General features: G+C 46.1%; 9 protein-coding genes. 6 read left to right on the forward strand and 3 right to left on the reverse strand.

Going from position 1 to position 15359, the window contains the following annotated elements; genetic code table 11:
* Positions 1-192: 192 nt before the first annotated feature.
* The 3 genes from NST94_RS04515 (at position 193) to NST94_RS04525 (ending at position 3796) form a co-directional block, all read left to right on the forward strand.
* On the forward strand, positions 193-432 hold the full coding sequence (locus NST94_RS04515; RefSeq protein WP_339281725.1) for a hypothetical protein: 240 nt from the start codon (positions 193-195) through the stop codon (positions 430-432).
* Between the two features lie 896 nt (positions 433-1328).
* Positions 1329-1883, forward strand: coding sequence for a pyridoxamine 5'-phosphate oxidase family protein (locus tag NST94_RS04520; protein WP_076302823.1), 555 nt, complete (start codon positions 1329-1331; stop codon positions 1881-1883).
* A 512-nt stretch (positions 1884-2395) separates the two neighbouring features.
* Positions 2396-3796 carry an ADP-ribosylglycohydrolase family protein gene (locus tag NST94_RS04525; RefSeq protein WP_076302824.1) on the forward strand — a complete coding sequence of 467 codons (1401 nt, stop codon included), beginning with the start codon at positions 2396-2398 and terminating at the stop codon, positions 3794-3796.
* Between the two features lie 563 nt (positions 3797-4359).
* Here the strand turns inward: NST94_RS04525 and NST94_RS04530 are convergent.
* The 3 genes from NST94_RS04530 to NST94_RS04540 all read right to left on the reverse strand — a co-directional run bounded on the left by NST94_RS04530 (position 4360) and on the right by NST94_RS04540 (position 7351).
* Complete coding sequence (locus tag NST94_RS04530) at positions 4360-6132, reverse strand: hypothetical protein (protein ID WP_076302825.1); 1773 nt, start codon at positions 6130-6132, stop codon at positions 4360-4362.
* 147 nt (positions 6133-6279) lie between these two features.
* Positions 6280-7206, reverse strand: coding sequence for a hypothetical protein (locus NST94_RS04535; protein WP_076224969.1), 927 nt, complete (start codon positions 7204-7206; stop codon positions 6280-6282).
* Complete coding sequence (locus tag NST94_RS04540) at positions 7199-7351, reverse strand: hypothetical protein (protein WP_155986556.1); 153 nt, start codon at positions 7349-7351, stop codon at positions 7199-7201. The genes NST94_RS04535 and NST94_RS04540 overlap by 8 nt, the downstream gene beginning before the upstream one ends.
* Before the next feature lie 205 nt (positions 7352-7556).
* Between NST94_RS04540 and NST94_RS04545 the strand changes: the two genes are divergently transcribed.
* From NST94_RS04545 to NST94_RS04555, 3 genes are all read left to right on the forward strand, one after another.
* On the forward strand, positions 7557-9374 hold the full coding sequence (locus NST94_RS04545) for a vWA domain-containing protein (RefSeq protein WP_076185016.1): 1818 nt from the start codon (positions 7557-7559) through the stop codon (positions 9372-9374).
* An 88-nt stretch (positions 9375-9462) separates the two neighbouring features.
* Positions 9463-12852: a tubulin-like doman-containing protein gene (locus NST94_RS04550; RefSeq protein ID WP_076194441.1), complete on the forward strand. Its 3390-nt coding sequence runs from the start codon at positions 9463-9465 to the stop codon at positions 12850-12852.
* 4 nt (positions 12853-12856) lie between these two features.
* Positions 12857-15259: a transcription initiation factor TFIID gene (locus tag NST94_RS04555; protein ID WP_081386453.1), complete on the forward strand. Its 2403-nt coding sequence runs from the start codon at positions 12857-12859 to the stop codon at positions 15257-15259.
* The last annotated feature ends 100 nt before the right edge of the window (positions 15260-15359 follow it).

Here is a 15359-nt window from a genome sequence, read left to right on the forward strand (position 1 = left end):
AGGGTTACTTGACGGTGGAAGAGAATTTAAACAGCTTAAAATTCTCGGGATGTGTTGTTAATCCTTGCTGAGGCTTGCATTTAGGCAGACGGGGGGAGACATAAGAAAAGCCCTAGAGTATATATACTTAACTAATATGTCTGCGGAAAAATATACGGTAAAAATCCCGTAGATTTGCTGGATTGGGTAGAAATGGCGGGGATGTACGGTAAAAATCCCGTAGATTTGCTGGATTGGGCTCAAGTGGCGAGAATGAACGGTAAAAATCCCGTAGAATTGCTGGATTGGGCAGAAGTGGCGAGAATGAACGGTAAAAATCCCGTAGAATTGCTGGATTGGGCTCAAGTGGCGAGAATGAACGGTAAAAATCCCGTAGAATTGCTGGATTGGGCAGAAGTGGCGGGGATGTACGGTGAAAATCCCGTAGAATAGTTGGATTGAGCCAAAGTGGGGAAATGTACGGTAAAAATACTCTACATCAGCTGCATAGCGTCGAATTAGTCAGAAATAAGAGCAAAAGTGCCCTACATTAGCGGTATCGAGCCAAAGTAGCAAGAAAGAGAGGCAAAAGTGCTCTACATTAGCCGCCCCAAGCCAAAGTAGCAAGAAAAAGAGGCAAGAATGCCTTACATTAGCCGCACCAAGCCAAAGTAGTAAGAAAGAGAGACAAAAATGCCTTACATTAGCCGCACTGAGCTAAAGTAGCAAGAAAGAGAGGCAAAAGTGCTCTACATTAGCCGCATTGAGCCAAAGTAGCAGGAAAGAGAGGCAAAAATGCCCTACATTAGCCGCACCGAGCTAAAATAGCAGGAAAGAGAGACAAAAATGTCCTACATTAGGCGCCCCGAGCTAAAGTAGCAGGAAAGAGAGTCAAAAATGCCCTACATTAGCCGCCCCAAGCTAAAATAGCAAAAAAGAGAGACAAAAATGCCCTACATTAGCCGCCCCGAGCTAAAATAGCAAGAAAGAGAGTCAAAAATGCCCTACATTAGGTGCCCCAACCCAAAGTTAGTTTGCTGGAGGAGCTAGTGGAACTGTTATTGTTAGTGGAGTTAATGCGCTTAAGGAACTGATCCAGTTGGTGAAACTAACGGAGTTGATAGAGCTAATGTAACTATAGAAGTTAATGTAGTCGGCAAAGCTAGTTAGTTAAGCAAATGTGGTTGATGGAACTGAGATAATTGGTGAAGCTGCTGTAGTTCATGTAGTTCATGTAGTTCATGTAGTTCATGTAGTTCATGGAACTCATTGAGTCGGCAGATCCGATAGAGTTGAGTAGAGATGACCAATTAGCCAACACACAAATATACAGAAATGGAGAATGCCAAATGGGAAAACAATTTACCACTATACTACCTGTACATGAAGAGTTTATTCTTCGGCAGCATCTTTTTTTCGTAGGGTCGGCGCCGCTTTCAGAAGATGGGCATGTTAACCTTTCGCCGAAGGGACATGATTGTTTTCGGATATTGTCTCCTAATCAGGTGGCTTATCTAGACATGACTGGCAGCGGTAATGAGACGAGCGCGCATCTGCTGGAAAATGGAAGAGTGACGGTTATGTTTTGTGCGTTTGAGGGGCCGCCTAATATTTTAAGACTGTATGGAACAGGGGCTGTGATTTTGCCTGAATCAGCAGAATGGGAAACACTGTCCCCATTGTTTACATCTCTGCCTGGAGCTAGACAGATCATTTTGATAGATGTTCATAAAGTACAGACTTCCTGCGGATTTTCGGTCCCATTCATGAGTTATGAGGGTGAGCGGGATACGTTGCAGCGTTGGTCTATCCAAAAGGGTGAGGCAGGGCTGAGAGAATATAGACAAGAGAAAAACACAAAGAGTATAGACGGGCTACCCACACCTCTTGGACAAAAAAACTGACCAGACAGGAGTTCCCATTCTCATGGTCAGCAGAAGGAGCGTACTATCCGTAGGGATTGTTTACCCAAGTCGTTCAAAGTTGTCTGCTTCGTATATGTACACCCAAGTCGCTATAGTTGCTTGACTACTCATTATAAATGTTCACTAGGTGGATACAGTGTATGCTATAAACCATTACATTCGATCTCATTAGGCAAAGTAATAAGCTAATTGAACGCAACAAGTAATCCCGTAATCCGTAATCCTGTAACCTGTAATCCCGTAATCAAAAAAATGAAGGACATAAGGGTGACGATTCATTTGGCATCCCATTGGAGGTTTTTTAGAGTGTCTTTCCCTATTTAATAGTCTATTAAACTTATTGCTTTTACTGTTATTTCTATCATCGCATGCTCGTTTATTTAAACTTATAATGAAGGCGATGGGATGGGCTGCTTTCCATCAATCATCGTTTACATTCTCATGTAGAAGTTATTTTACGTAGATTAATAAACGGACAAAGGAGATACAGCATGCTGCCATCACTCGCATTTCTTAAACGTCAATTAGAGGGGATTTTACGCAATAAATTTGCACAGGGGCATCTAACCTCGGGTTATTTAGCCAAGCTGGAACAGCTTCCCGCAAGCTACGATGCCTATCTGGAATTCGCTCATAGCTTGGCTGACATTCCAATGAGGGACAATTGGCCTTACTATGAACCAAACGATTTAGAAGAGATATGGCAGGAATGCGATCCGGCTCGACCTTTAGGCCAAGTCGGAATCTTGAATCTTAAGGATAGCTCCAAACGTGTAGAGGCGGGATTCCTCGCTTCAGTCTGTGGTTCAATGCTAGGCAAACCGATTGAGGTAAACCCCAGCTTGTCGGAATTGCGTAAAGCTTTAACTTCTGTAGGGGAATGGCCACTGAATGATTACATTTCTGATGAAGTTCTCCATGCTTTGGATCGTCGACATTGGTCTTGGTTTGAGACGACGCGGGGGCGAATTCGTTATGTGGCACCTGATGATGATATCAATTACACATTAATGGGAATGATGGCGTTAGAACAATTTGGCGATGGTTTTACGAAAAGAAATTTAAGAGATTTATGGATAAATCATCTTCCGATAAGTACTACTTGGGGGCCGGAGAGGACCATCTTGCTTCGATCGGGGATTAGCTATTTGGAGCATGATAGAGAACTATTCAATCATTCTGAAATAGAGGCTTGGCCCGACTTCATGGTGCAAGATACAGAACTATGCGGAGCAGCGATTCGCGCAGATGCTTACGGTTATGCCTGCCCCGGTCAACCCGCTCTTGCCGCTGAGCTAGCTTGGCGTGATGCAAGTTTTACACATCGCCGGACGGGGATCTACGCCACGATGTTCATCGCCGCTGCGATTGCAGTTGCGCAAGTACTGCGCGATCCTATTAAAATAATAAGTACTGCACTGCAATTCGTACCTAGAAGGAGCCGATTCTATGAGATTACTCAGGATTGCCTGCAGAGGGTAGCGAATGCAGATAACTGGCTGGAAGCTTATCAGAGCATTAACCATAAGTATGCAAATTATGGTCACTGTCAGGTTTATCAGGAAATAGGTACCTTAATTAATACATTTCGATTTGCAGACAATGTCGGTGACGGGATATGCAAGCAGGTGATGCAAGGCAACGATACGGATAGTTTTGGAGCAACAGCAGGCTCTCTGCTCGGGGTTTATTTTGGTTCTGACAGCCTGGAAACAAGATGGCTTGAGCCTTTCCAAGACCGGATTCATACGGGATTATCTAATTTTCATGAGCAAAAGCTATCCCGTTTGGCTGAGCGGATGGGGCGTTTGCCAGAGCTGTTGCATACTCACCAACATCGAATTGAACCCAGCGAGCTCTATGTAAACGAGAACACCGATTTAAACCTTTGAATTTGATTTCATCAAAAAATGGTTAAGTGGAACCTATATAGAAGTGCTTTAGAAATTAAAAGTGCCAATTGAGTAGCTGAGTAAAAGTCACCGTGCTTAATGCAATACGACATTATCCCGTAACAGGTTACTTTTTGATTTTTTTCATCTATCCATAGACTGCTAGTACATGGACAAAAAGACACCAACCCCCGGTTAGTGTCTTTTTGTCTAGCAACAGGTACTGCTAACAATGGCAAATTTGCTTGAAGATGTTACATCAAACGTAGATCACATAAGGGATGATGCGTAACCAATGGTGTGAAAGCGTCTAGAGCAGATTACTTGAAAGTTCAATGGTTTGTTAAAAACATCCACAATAGGTAAATTAACGAGACTTAGACTACAGGATAATTACGAATGATTAACGAGCTATGTGATCTTCATGGCATTACGTACCTATTAACCATCGAAGCGCTGTCCAACGCTAGTTGCTATAAGTGGTGGAGCTTACAGGATCGTCGAGCCGACACAAAGACAAGGTTATCCCGTATGCCGTATCCCGTATCCTGTATCCCAAATCCCTACCGCCCAAAGCTCATGCTACCTACGGATTCCACTATAAACACAGGCACATATTGCTCGCCCATGTCTGTTCCAACGAGCTCATATCCATTCTGATATTGGCCACTAACTAACGCGTTACCTGTAACGGAACCCACTTCTCCTTGGAGCAAAATATAAATCCCATCCGAGTAAGCAAGACTATTGCCGAAGTTATCTACGATGATCTCACAATGAAAAGTGACCTTTTCAAAAGGATGAGTGGTAAGATCCGCAGCTGAGATTACAGCATACTCCTGAACAATCTCCGCGAATTGATAGCTGCCGTCTACTTTACGGTAAAGTGCCGTTTGCCCGTCAACACCGTCTCCAAGATCCGCATTAGGCACGAGAATAGAGTCATCGGACTGCAGTTCATAACTATCGCCAGCTAAAGAAAATAACTGTGAAATACCATTTGATTTCATCTCATACGCTGTGAAAAGGGTGCGTCCACCTTCAACCTCAGATTGGGCTAAAACCACAGGTACACCTGAAGAGGTTGCCAACTGTTCATTAAAAGTAAGACTGCGCAGACTCTCGAAGCGTGGCAAGCTGTTTCCGGTTAATGTGACCACATTGTCGTCGTTATTCATCGCGGCATAATAGAGCACGCTACTATTATCCGTCCCGGCAACGATCACTTTTGTGCCCAATAGTCCTTTGCGGGAGATGACGTTGTTGTATTTGTCTTGCTCTTCACCGCCAGGAAGGAGGCGAACAGGCTCTGCGATATTCCAAGCCAGCCTAGTAGCGGCAATGTTTGTCGAAGTATCTTCTAGCGGGGCAAGATCTCCGTATAATTGTATCGCTTCAGCATATTGACCTTTAGTTGTCAGACGTTTGGCGTTTTTTAGTAGCTTAGCCTTACTAGTATCGATCAAAGTCAGCACCTTGGATGACGTGATGCCTGCCGATCCTGCAAAATTACGATAAGCTACAGCATGCCCAGCAAAAGCTGTGATATTGTCACCTTCAAGATCTTTGTTCAGGATGATCTTCCCGCTGCTTTCTGCTTGTTGAAGTACCCAAGGAGCTTCGTAATTATGCTGGCTATAAGCACTCAACAGGGACAGGGTGCTTTCCAGCATGCCGGTAAAGTTTCCTGCTCCTGCTAAGGATTTTAATATAGCTGTGTCATGGCTTTTAAACTTTGAGGCTAGTAAATCCTCTTTGGAAGCTGCACTTCCATAATAAGCATCAGGAATCTGCAAAAGATTCCATTTGAAGTTCTCTTCATTACTCACCCCTCCGCTCTGGTTCTGGGCAAGATCGGCAAGGAACTGCTCCTTAAACTGACGGAAATAAGAGGTGAACTGGTCTGAAATGCCTGAGGCCGACGATAACTGGCGATAATAGGATTCATAGGGACCGCCTGGCTTCATATATGTAGCTTTTAAACTGAGCAGAGCTTGATAGCTTTTCATAAATCCGGCAAAATCCTTAGTCGCTGCTTCCTCCTTAGTAGAGGCTACCAAATCATTCAGAACTTTGCGGATGTCTGTGATTGGAGCTAATTCATCCAGACGTTTTGCGACTCTTTCTTCCTGGTAATCAATGGAATAGTTGGCCGCTGCTTGACGGTACTGATCCTCTGCATTAATCAGATCCCCGGCAGCGTAGAGACGGTCGGCTTCTTTGGTGATTTGTATTTTATCTGCGATGAGAAAAACCTTCTGTCCAAGCAGCACAAGCATGCATATACACAAAATGATCATAAAGTTTCGCAGGGTTATTAATTGTTTGAACGTCATATAGAGTAGCCTCTTTTTTCAAAATATAAGAAAGCCTAAGAAAGTATAAGTTTCACGGTATACAACATCCTTATATTTCTTTGAGAAACGGTTGGTTGTCATCAATAAGGATGTTTGCTTTATATTGGTTCATCTTAGCTTTCAGGTCTATTGGACCTCCGGGTCCCAGCGGTATTTGGCTTCACGAATGTCAGCTACCCTGAGGTCTAAGCCGTTCCAAGGTTCATCGGGATTCGCAGCAATGAGTTTGGACAACCGCAAGAAACGGTCCTTGGGCAGATCTTGCACGTATCGGCCAATCATATTGGAGTAGAGCAGGGCATAACGCTTCATTCTTACCGCCGCTCCTGCAACGCTCGTAAGGATGGTTAAGCCGTTAGCCATCTGGCGAATCTCCACTTCATAGTTCTTCACGTAGCGTAGTGTACGATCCTTAATGAGATCGGGACGGACTTTAGCGATCTCGCCGATATATTCGGCTAGCAGTGGTTCGAAGTCTTTTAGAAGAAGCTGCTCCAGTTCTAGATCCATATCCTTGCGGAGTAAAAATCCATGCAGCAAAGCCACTCGCTGCCGCGCGATCCGGTCGCCGCGAAGCAGGATGGAGAGCTCGCGCAGCTTCTCATAGGCAAGAACATCATCCTCACGGAGTACGGAGACAGCTTCCTGACGGTTGACCTCCAGCCCTTCCTTGATGATGCCGATCCCACGACCAAGCAGCTCATTGAGAGAACGAAGATTCTCGTTCTGCCTTACTTTTCGCTGCGTATAGTACAATAGTCCAGCAAGCACAAGACCCCCGGCACCACACAATATCATTTGTTGGATGCTATTTCCAAAATAGACAGAGGCTAGTGTGAGCAGTAAGATGAATAGTAGGCGGGTATGCATCTTCCGTCTGGCTAGTGATGCTGCGTGCTGCTCTACAGCAATAAGTGAGGCTCTGCCACATTTGCCACAGCGGTCTTCGCCAAGAGCGGTATACCGCCCGCAGTGGCGACAGATGCGCAGCTTGTCATAAGCGTAACGCGGGGCCTTGAAAGGCCGGAAGGTAACGGGTCTTTTCTTATTCACGGCCTTTATCGCCTCCGTTCAAAGCGGCTAGCAGTCGATCGTTAATATCATCACGTGTCAGTGGTTTGCGCTGATGTGCGGCATAAATGGAAATCTGAATTACGGCAATTAGGAACGTAATCCCAAGAATGACGTATGAAATCATGGAACAATCCTTTCTCATGGACGCTCTGCAGTCCAGATGGCTTTTAGAATGATAATCTTCTATGCATCAATGCACTGGGTCCGGCGGTCCTAAAGTTGAAGTTTACAAGGTTTAATTATATCATAATGGCATGCTATTTACAGATTTTAGCGATAGTGCTGAACCTGTCATATGTGCCTAATATAACACAAGAGGAGCCCTATTTATGCTTCGTAAATATCAAAGTATTAGAACAACCAAGACTCTCTTTCTACGTATCTTTCCGGCATTGCTCCTGGCTCTTTGTCTAGCTGCCTCGCCTTTTGCAGCTGTTAAGGCCTATGCGGCAACGTCGGCGCAATCTCACATTGACGCTGTGCTTCTTATTGATGTCAGCAACTCCATGAAGACTAGTGACAAGAACAAAATCGCCAACGAAGCGATGAAAATGTTCATAGATATGTTATCCACCCAAGGTGATAAAGTAGGTATTGTTGCCTATACCGACAAGGTGCAACGGGAAAAGGCCCTGCTGCAAATTAGCTCGGAGAGCGATAAGCAGGATTTGAAGGATTTTATTGATGGTTTGGACCGAGGAGCTTACACCGATATCGCTATTGGCGTAGAGGAAGCTGTAAAGGTTCTGCAGAATGGAAGTGACCCTTCCCATGAGCCTATCATTGTAATGCTCGCTGACGGCAATAACGATTTCAACAAAGCGACAGGCCGGACGCAAAGTGAATCAGATAAAGAGCTGAAGGCGGCCGTAGAGGTTGCCAAAAAAAATGGCTATCCCATCTATACCATTGGACTTAATGCAGATGGCAAGCTGAATAAACAAAGCCTCGCCGACCTGTCCAACGAGACGGGTGGTAAAGCATTTTCGACGGACTCAGCAGACGATCTGCCGCAAATCCTGAGTGAGATTTTTGCCAGCCATTTGAAGCTGAAGGTAGTGCCTGTGCAGTCGATTACTGCAAATGGCGATTATCAGGACGTGACCGTCAACGTGCCTAACGGCAGTGTTTTGGAAGCCAATATCTCAATTATGTCTTCACAGCCTGTGACAGCGAAATTAACGGACCCGTCAGGTAAAGAAGTTGCGATCCCCTCAAACAATGTCCTGCTGTCCAAGTCTTCTACTTATAGCTTGATTAAGCTACTGTCACCGCAGGAAGGAGATTGGAAACTTCAGGTTAAAGGTGTGCCAAAGGATAAGATTGATATTAATCTAGTCTTTAACTATGACCTGGAGCTTAAGATCGATGCGCTGCCATCAGCAACCTATAAAAAGGGTGATAAAATCGACATCACCTCCCATCTGTTCAGCAACGGTACTCAGGTAACACTCAGTAATTTGTATCAAGATATGAAGGCGGTACTGCTTGCTACAGATATTGATACAGGTGATGTGCAAGAAATCGAACTGGATAACTCCGGAGCTGTCTTCAAGGGTACATTTGAGGTAAAAGAAAGCCATAACTACGAGTTGAAGGTACGGGCAGAGGAAAGCAGCTTTTATCGGGAAAGTGCACCTGTCCAGATCAGCGCGAAGACAGGCGGAGCAGCAACAACAGCACCTTCTACAGGGACTGGCAACGAAGAACCCCTGAAGGAAGCCTCATCCAAAACCCTGTATTACATTATAGGGGGCATTCTTTTAGTGCTGGCAGCGGGTGCAGCATGGTATGTGCTGAATAAGAAATCGGCACGTGGTTTTGTTGGACAGCTGGTAGTAGAGGTTAAAGACAGCAATACGGGTGAGAAGACCTACCCACAATATAAGAAGCTTGCAGGCTTCAAGGGCAAGTTCACCCTTCATCAGCTGCTGCAATTGGCGCCTGAACTGAAGGAGAGCGAAACTGTTATTTTCACACCGGCTAAGAATGACCGATTGCTGTTACGCAGCGGAGAAGGTGTTACTGTGGAGAGATCCGGACGTGCTGCGGATGCTTCGCGTGGTCTTGAACTGAAGAGTGGGGACCGCGTTTCAGTATCTCTACAGACGGTAGATAAGACGATTTATCTGGAATATTTAGTATAGTAGGCAATGGCAATGTATGCCGCAGAAACAGTTTTGCTGCAAGATATCTGAAGTACAGCTTCCGCAAAACTTTTAGGAGGATAAGCATATGAAACCAGTAGTAAGAGAGCATATACAGCAGTTGGATGTATCACTAGGCGGCGGGATTGTCAGCGATAAAATCAGGGTGGATACGATTGATAATCCGATCCTGATCATTGGACTAGGCGGCACGGGCATTGATGCCCTGCTGCGTCTTAAATATCAGATTAACCGCCGCTTTAAGCTGCCGGAGGATCCGATATCCAAGAAGAAACGGGACAAGCCGGATAATGTGGAATTTCTAGCTTTTGAGACGAATGAACAGGATCGTGGAAAAAAATACAAAGGCATTGGGCTGGACCCGCAAAATGAATTTGTACTGTTGGCGAATGCCGAAATCGGCGGATTGTTGCAGAACCGCAGTATCCTCGATTCCTATATTACGGATTGGCTGTCACCTGAGCTGAGTATTACAGATGGTATGAATGGTGCTGCTGGTGTGCGGCAGGCTGGACGTCTGCTTTTGTTCACCAAGATTAATCAGGTTGTAGGCGCGATTGATAAGAAGATCAAGACGTTATCCGTAGGCACTAACAAAAAGCTGATGGTCTTTCTCCTGACAGGTCTGTCGGGCGGTACAGGCAGTGGGGCTTTCTTGGATATTGCCTATATCGTGCGCGGTATTATTGAACGTGACTATGGATCAGCTGGTATTGACCGTGTGAACACACTGGGGTACCTCTTTACACCTGACGTGAATTTGTCTAATAAAAGTCTAAGCGAGCACACGCGTGAATATATTCGCAAGAACGGTTATGCAGCGCTAAAAGAGCTGGATTACTGGATGAATGTGGACAGTCGTGGTGAGCGGTTCCAGCAGCAATACGGTAATATTTTGACGGTAAATTCACCGCTGCCTCCATTTAATCTATGTCATTTGATCTCTGCAACGAATACCGAGGGTAAGCTGCTGGAGAATGCGTACGATTACTGTATGAACGTAACGGCGGAGAACATCACGAACTTTATGGCGAGTGAAGAAAAACAGTCTGGTGAAGAATTCGCCATCCATGACTATATCAGTAATATCCGCACTAACATTGCGCAGATGAACAAGACCTACCCAGCTAACTATGAATACAACATTATCGGTGCCTCGTCCGCTGTGCTTCCGATTGAGGAAATGACGACTTACCTGGCTTTCCGCTTGTTTGATAAAATGGAAAAAATGTTCCAGCAGGCGCCAGGTCAAGAGGATGTAGAGAAATTCGCACGTAAGCTTGGGATTGATCTCGACAGTATGATTAAGACATTTGAATCCCGTGTGCCTGAGCCGTTGCCAGGCTACGAGAACAGCGAACGCTTGAGCCATGCCAATGTTGTTAAGAATCAAGTGGTAAGCATGGATACAGAGCTGGAGCAGAACTTCCTGGCTCGTGCCCGTGAAGAATATATCAAATCGAAAAAGCAGCTGCCTGGCGAAATTGTGGGACGTTTCAGTGAAGAGCTGGAGCGCATCTTCCTGCACCCAGAGCAAGGACCGTTCTACGTTTCCCGCCTGCTGTATACCGAGAAGGGCTTCTGTATTTTAAAGCTGATTCAGTCTTATATTGAGGCTTTACGTGAAAGCTTGTTGCGTTTGCCACGTGATATTGAGACGGCGCAGGACAGTGCGGATGAGAAGCTGAGCGATGCCCGCAGTGCTTTTGTCTCCAAAGAGAAGAAGAAAAATGCCTATATTGAGGCTAAAATCAATGAGTATTGGCTGCACGCCGATGTAGAACGCACTGAACAAATGATTCAATTTTACGAGGACTTATATGAGCTATTAAACGATGAGAACAGCCGGATTTACGGTGTGTTTACAGAGATTCTTAGTGCGCTTAGCTCGATTTTTGCCAAGAACGGGGACATCCTTATCAATGGCGAAGAGCAGGCAGACTATAAAGGAAACAAAACTTATTATTGGAACATTGTGAACGTGCCGGATATTTCGGCGACCATCTCCAAGATCATGGATCAGAAGGACGGCGACGACCTGATTCGCGACTTCACCCGTGAAATGCTGAAGCATTCCGGACGTTGGGTCAAAGAGCAGGAGATTGATATCGTTCGCTCAATTTCGGAATTCCTTAGCGATAAGTTTGGGGATCTGATTACCCGTTCGATGGAGGATTTCCTTGTGATGAAATTCGGCCATGAAGAGCCGCTGGATAAATTCGTTGAGCGGATTATTGCCGGTAAATTGGACGAAGAGGCTGTGCCTACCTTCCACCTTAGCAATAGCTCAGGCAGCTTACATTTCCCATCATGGGGTTTCGTTTCCGTGCCTGTTAAAGCGCCGGGTATCCTAAAAGGGATTCGTAATTATCAGAATAATGCGCTTGGCAAATCGCAATTTACGATCAAGGAAAGCCAAGTGAAAAACCGTATTTTCTGGCTTAATACACGTAATGGTGTGCCACTTTTCGTATACACGCCGCTGCGGGTGTTTGAAGAAAACTATGAGCGGACCATTCTCGACAAGGAAGGGATCGGCCGCCATCTCGTGATGACGGATAAGAACAACTGGACGTACCTGCCTTCTCCGATTCCAGAAAAATCATGGGGCGACACTTACGTCAATTCTCGTGTACGTGATTATAACGCTAGAGTGCGTGCAGACTTTGCAAAAGCGCTGGCAAGTGGAGTCATTATTGAAAAAGGTGTAGATGAGAACACAAGTAACAGATATTCTGTTGTGTTCACCAAACCTTTTGATCTGGACGCCATTTTGAACGGTTTCGATATGCAGCTGCAATCTACACGCCCAAATCTCGGTGAAGTGAAGAAGGCGGTTGATGAGCTGAAGAGCCTGCGTGAGAAGGGCTTGGAGCGGGAAGGCATTAAAGATATCTTTGGCAGCATCAACAAGGACATGGCGCAGGAGAATCTCATTCGTTCACCGCAGCTGATTTCACGTGTTCGTGTGGAGCTGGCTAAATATGCTGAACTGACTGCCAAAGCCGCTGAGCTTGAAGGTGTGCTTCATCAATATCTGGACGAAGATAAGTGGATGGATCAGTTCATTGAAGCTTTGTATACGGACAGCATTATCAAAAAAGGCGCACTCTACGTTTATGACCGTGATGAAGAAGAGGACGCTTGGGAGCCGTTTGCTAATTTGATGAAAGAGCGCAGCTACGTAGAGTATGCCGTGTATCGGCACTTCCGGGAGCTGGATGAGAAGAGCCGCAGCGTACTGCTGCGTAAGGCAGCACGTCGTGCAGGTGAAATGACTGCCGCTGAAGACGTTACCCCGCTGCTCTATAAGCTGGAAGGACTGTATGTATCATTCCTGGAAGCACGCGATAGCTTGGAGTACGAACGGGTAGAGTATGAGAGCGGCGATGAGATGTACGGATTCTACAAGAGCATGACTAGCAAGCTCGGCAGTATCCGCAGAAAGTTGAAATAGGCCTATGATCAAAACACAGGCATTATCTTATGGTGAACAATATGCGGTACAGGAAGAGGCACAGCGCAGCAAAGGGGATGGACGCAGCAGCATCCATTACCCTGCCCTGTTTCTGTTCGTAGGCGACAAGGTTGCTCCGGCCATCGGTCCGGTGCTGGATAGCTGCGAACGAAAATGGGATAACGCCGGCGGTGTTATGGCATTACATGCTGTGTCAGGTGCGGCAAAAGAAGGAATAGACGGAAGTATAAGTGGATCTGTTGCGGGAGGAAAAGACCGGGTGCTGGCCATGGCCTTGCCGGAAACGGCAGGGTCAGATCCACGCACTGTGCGTCATGAACTTTACCGCAAGTTTCATGAGGATACACGTTATCTTGCTGAAATGAATAAAGTTATCCGGCGGCTGAGCAACAGTATAGCGGATTATGGACGTCTATATTCATCTTTTGACGTCATCCATCTCTCTATCATTACGCGGGTTGATGATCCGCTTAATGTATTGCTGCCGGAAATTACACTGTTGGCTCGTGCTGTACTCGGCCAGTCCTTTAAGTCCGTACAGACAGATCTCTACGCTCTGATCAATGAGCGGGAGCAAGGGGATAATTTTGGATTTTCCAGCTCAGTAGGGCTGGCTTTTCTGCGTGAATTGGACAGAATGCAAGCTACGGACTATAAGTTTAATGCGCCGTTACTTGTGACGGAAGACGGTCTGTCGATTCCAGTTGCCCATGGTCCTTCCGCATTATTTGACCTTGTGTATCTGCTCTCCGATAAGAATGAGCGCGGTATGATGTCTGCACACGGTATGGATGACAACTACGAGATTATTTCTCATATTAGTCTGCTCAAAAATCGGGTCCGCCCGGCTTCTGATCAGGCTACTGGTCATGGCGGATATAACAATATGACCTTCAAAAGCGGCATCAGGGGCAGCACTGGAAGACAAGGCTACGCCTCTGCTGGCTTTTCCGGGGTAAGAAGACCTAATGTTCAAATTGCTTTGGCGGTGCTGTATCATGCGTTTCGGCGGCTTGTCTCCGATATGCGTGAGGGCAGTTCGTGGACTATACGTGAACGGCAGGCGTTGTTAGGGCTGGACCCTGACAGCTTGCGGGAACACGCGGTACACCTACTTCCGGAGAAAGACGGCCTGAATGAAATGACGGGGTTAATGAGTCACGGACGCCCTACCTATAATGAACTGAAGCAGCTGTCACTTCGTGAAGCTGAACGGCAGTTGTTCGGTGACGGGGGCGAAGCTTATTTCCGCAATAACTTTGTGGCAGAGTCAAACCGGAGAGTAGAGGGAATGAATCCATTACGCCAATGGCGCACTATGCTGGCGGCACAGGAAACATCTACGCCAGCGGTAAGCTTTTATCAGCTTGCGGAGTGGACGGCAGATCGTGATGAAGCCGGAAGTGTGCTCCATCTTTTACGTCAGCATATGGCAGGCCTGCGTTCCGCGATTCTCTCCATGCAGGAGGAGCTTGAGGACCTTTACGCAGAAAGCGTGGAGCGCCAGCCGTTCCAGCGTGTGCCGCTTTTTGATAAAAGAACAGTACGTAACTTCATTCATTATTTATTCTCAGCCGTATATGGCAAAAAATATGAACTATTGGGCCTAGAAAGTGAGCTTGCCCTATGCAGTCGTTTGGAATCTGCACTTGAGCAGCTTCATATGGAAAGTATGGCCCGTGTGAAAGCTATGGAGACTTTGGAGGAAGAATTGCGTATTACTGTTATGGACAGCATTGGGCGAACAAACGAAACAACGGGCCAGAACGTAATGGAATACTACCGCGTAGTCACAGAAGAAGTGATGAAGGATATCGAAACCCGGCGTGGACCTGGAATATTCTTCAGTGAGAAGTACATGGGCAGTATCTCCAAGCTCTTAGAACAAGGGAAAGAAGCTGTGATTGAGCGTTTGATTGATATTTGCCGTCGGGAGCTGCTGACAGCAGAACCTTTCAATTTATCTTTTGAGGAAGAGCTTCTGCGGCGTGCAAATGTTGCGGCAGCCTATGAGAATCGTCAGGTTCTATCGAGGGAAGAGCTGTTCAAGCGCTTGTATCATAATTTAGAAGAGGGCGCGGCCATTAATGTTCGGTTATTCGAATATACGCAAGAGCATCGTCATGAGGAGAAATATTTCTTTGGAGACAGTTCATCAGAGTTTCTACGCTACGCCTTTGGAGTAGATGAGACAACCCGGATTTACCGGTTAGGATTCGTGCATGAGCAGCGGAGGAGCGGAGTGGAGAAGCTAAACCTGATGGGCGGCTTTCATTTAGAGGACCTGCTCTATTATCGCAACGGTAAGGTCTATTATGAGACTTATGCTCAGAATGGCTATCAGCTCCATGGGCTGAGTGAAGATCAGCTTCCTGAGATGCGCTGATGGCGTAATAGATAGGTCCCCTCACTTTGAGTCCCTTTATTGCCTTTGTGCAATAGAGTCATCGGATATAACTCTTAATTAGAGTTCCGGGATAGGGACA

This window comes from Paenibacillus sp. FSL H8-0282, from assembly GCF_037963825.1.
GTDB classification, from domain to species: Bacteria; Bacillota; Bacilli; order Paenibacillales; family Paenibacillaceae; genus Paenibacillus_AQ; species Paenibacillus_AQ odorifer.

Excerpts from the sequence above, each read along its gene's own strand:
- NST94_RS04545 (WP_076185016.1), top strand. The coding sequence starts at position 7,557 with ATGCTTCGTAAATATCAAAGTATTAGAACAACCAAGACTCTCTTTCTA.
- NST94_RS04530 (WP_076302825.1), bottom strand. The coding sequence starts at position 6,132 with ATGACGTTCAAACAATTAATAACCCTGCGAAACTTTATGATCATTTTG.
- NST94_RS04555 (WP_081386453.1), top strand. The coding sequence starts at position 12,857 with ATGATCAAAACACAGGCATTATCTTATGGTGAACAATATGCGGTACAG.
- NST94_RS04540 (WP_155986556.1), bottom strand. The coding sequence starts at position 7,351 with ATGATTTCATACGTCATTCTTGGGATTACGTTCCTAATTGCCGTAATT.
- NST94_RS04515 (WP_339281725.1), top strand. The coding sequence starts at position 193 with ATGGCGGGGATGTACGGTAAAAATCCCGTAGATTTGCTGGATTGGGCT.
- NST94_RS04525 (WP_076302824.1), top strand. The coding sequence starts at position 2,396 with ATGCTGCCATCACTCGCATTTCTTAAACGTCAATTAGAGGGGATTTTA.
- NST94_RS04550 (WP_076194441.1), top strand. The coding sequence starts at position 9,463 with ATGAAACCAGTAGTAAGAGAGCATATACAGCAGTTGGATGTATCACTA.
- NST94_RS04520 (WP_076302823.1), top strand. The coding sequence starts at position 1,329 with ATGGGAAAACAATTTACCACTATACTACCTGTACATGAAGAGTTTATT.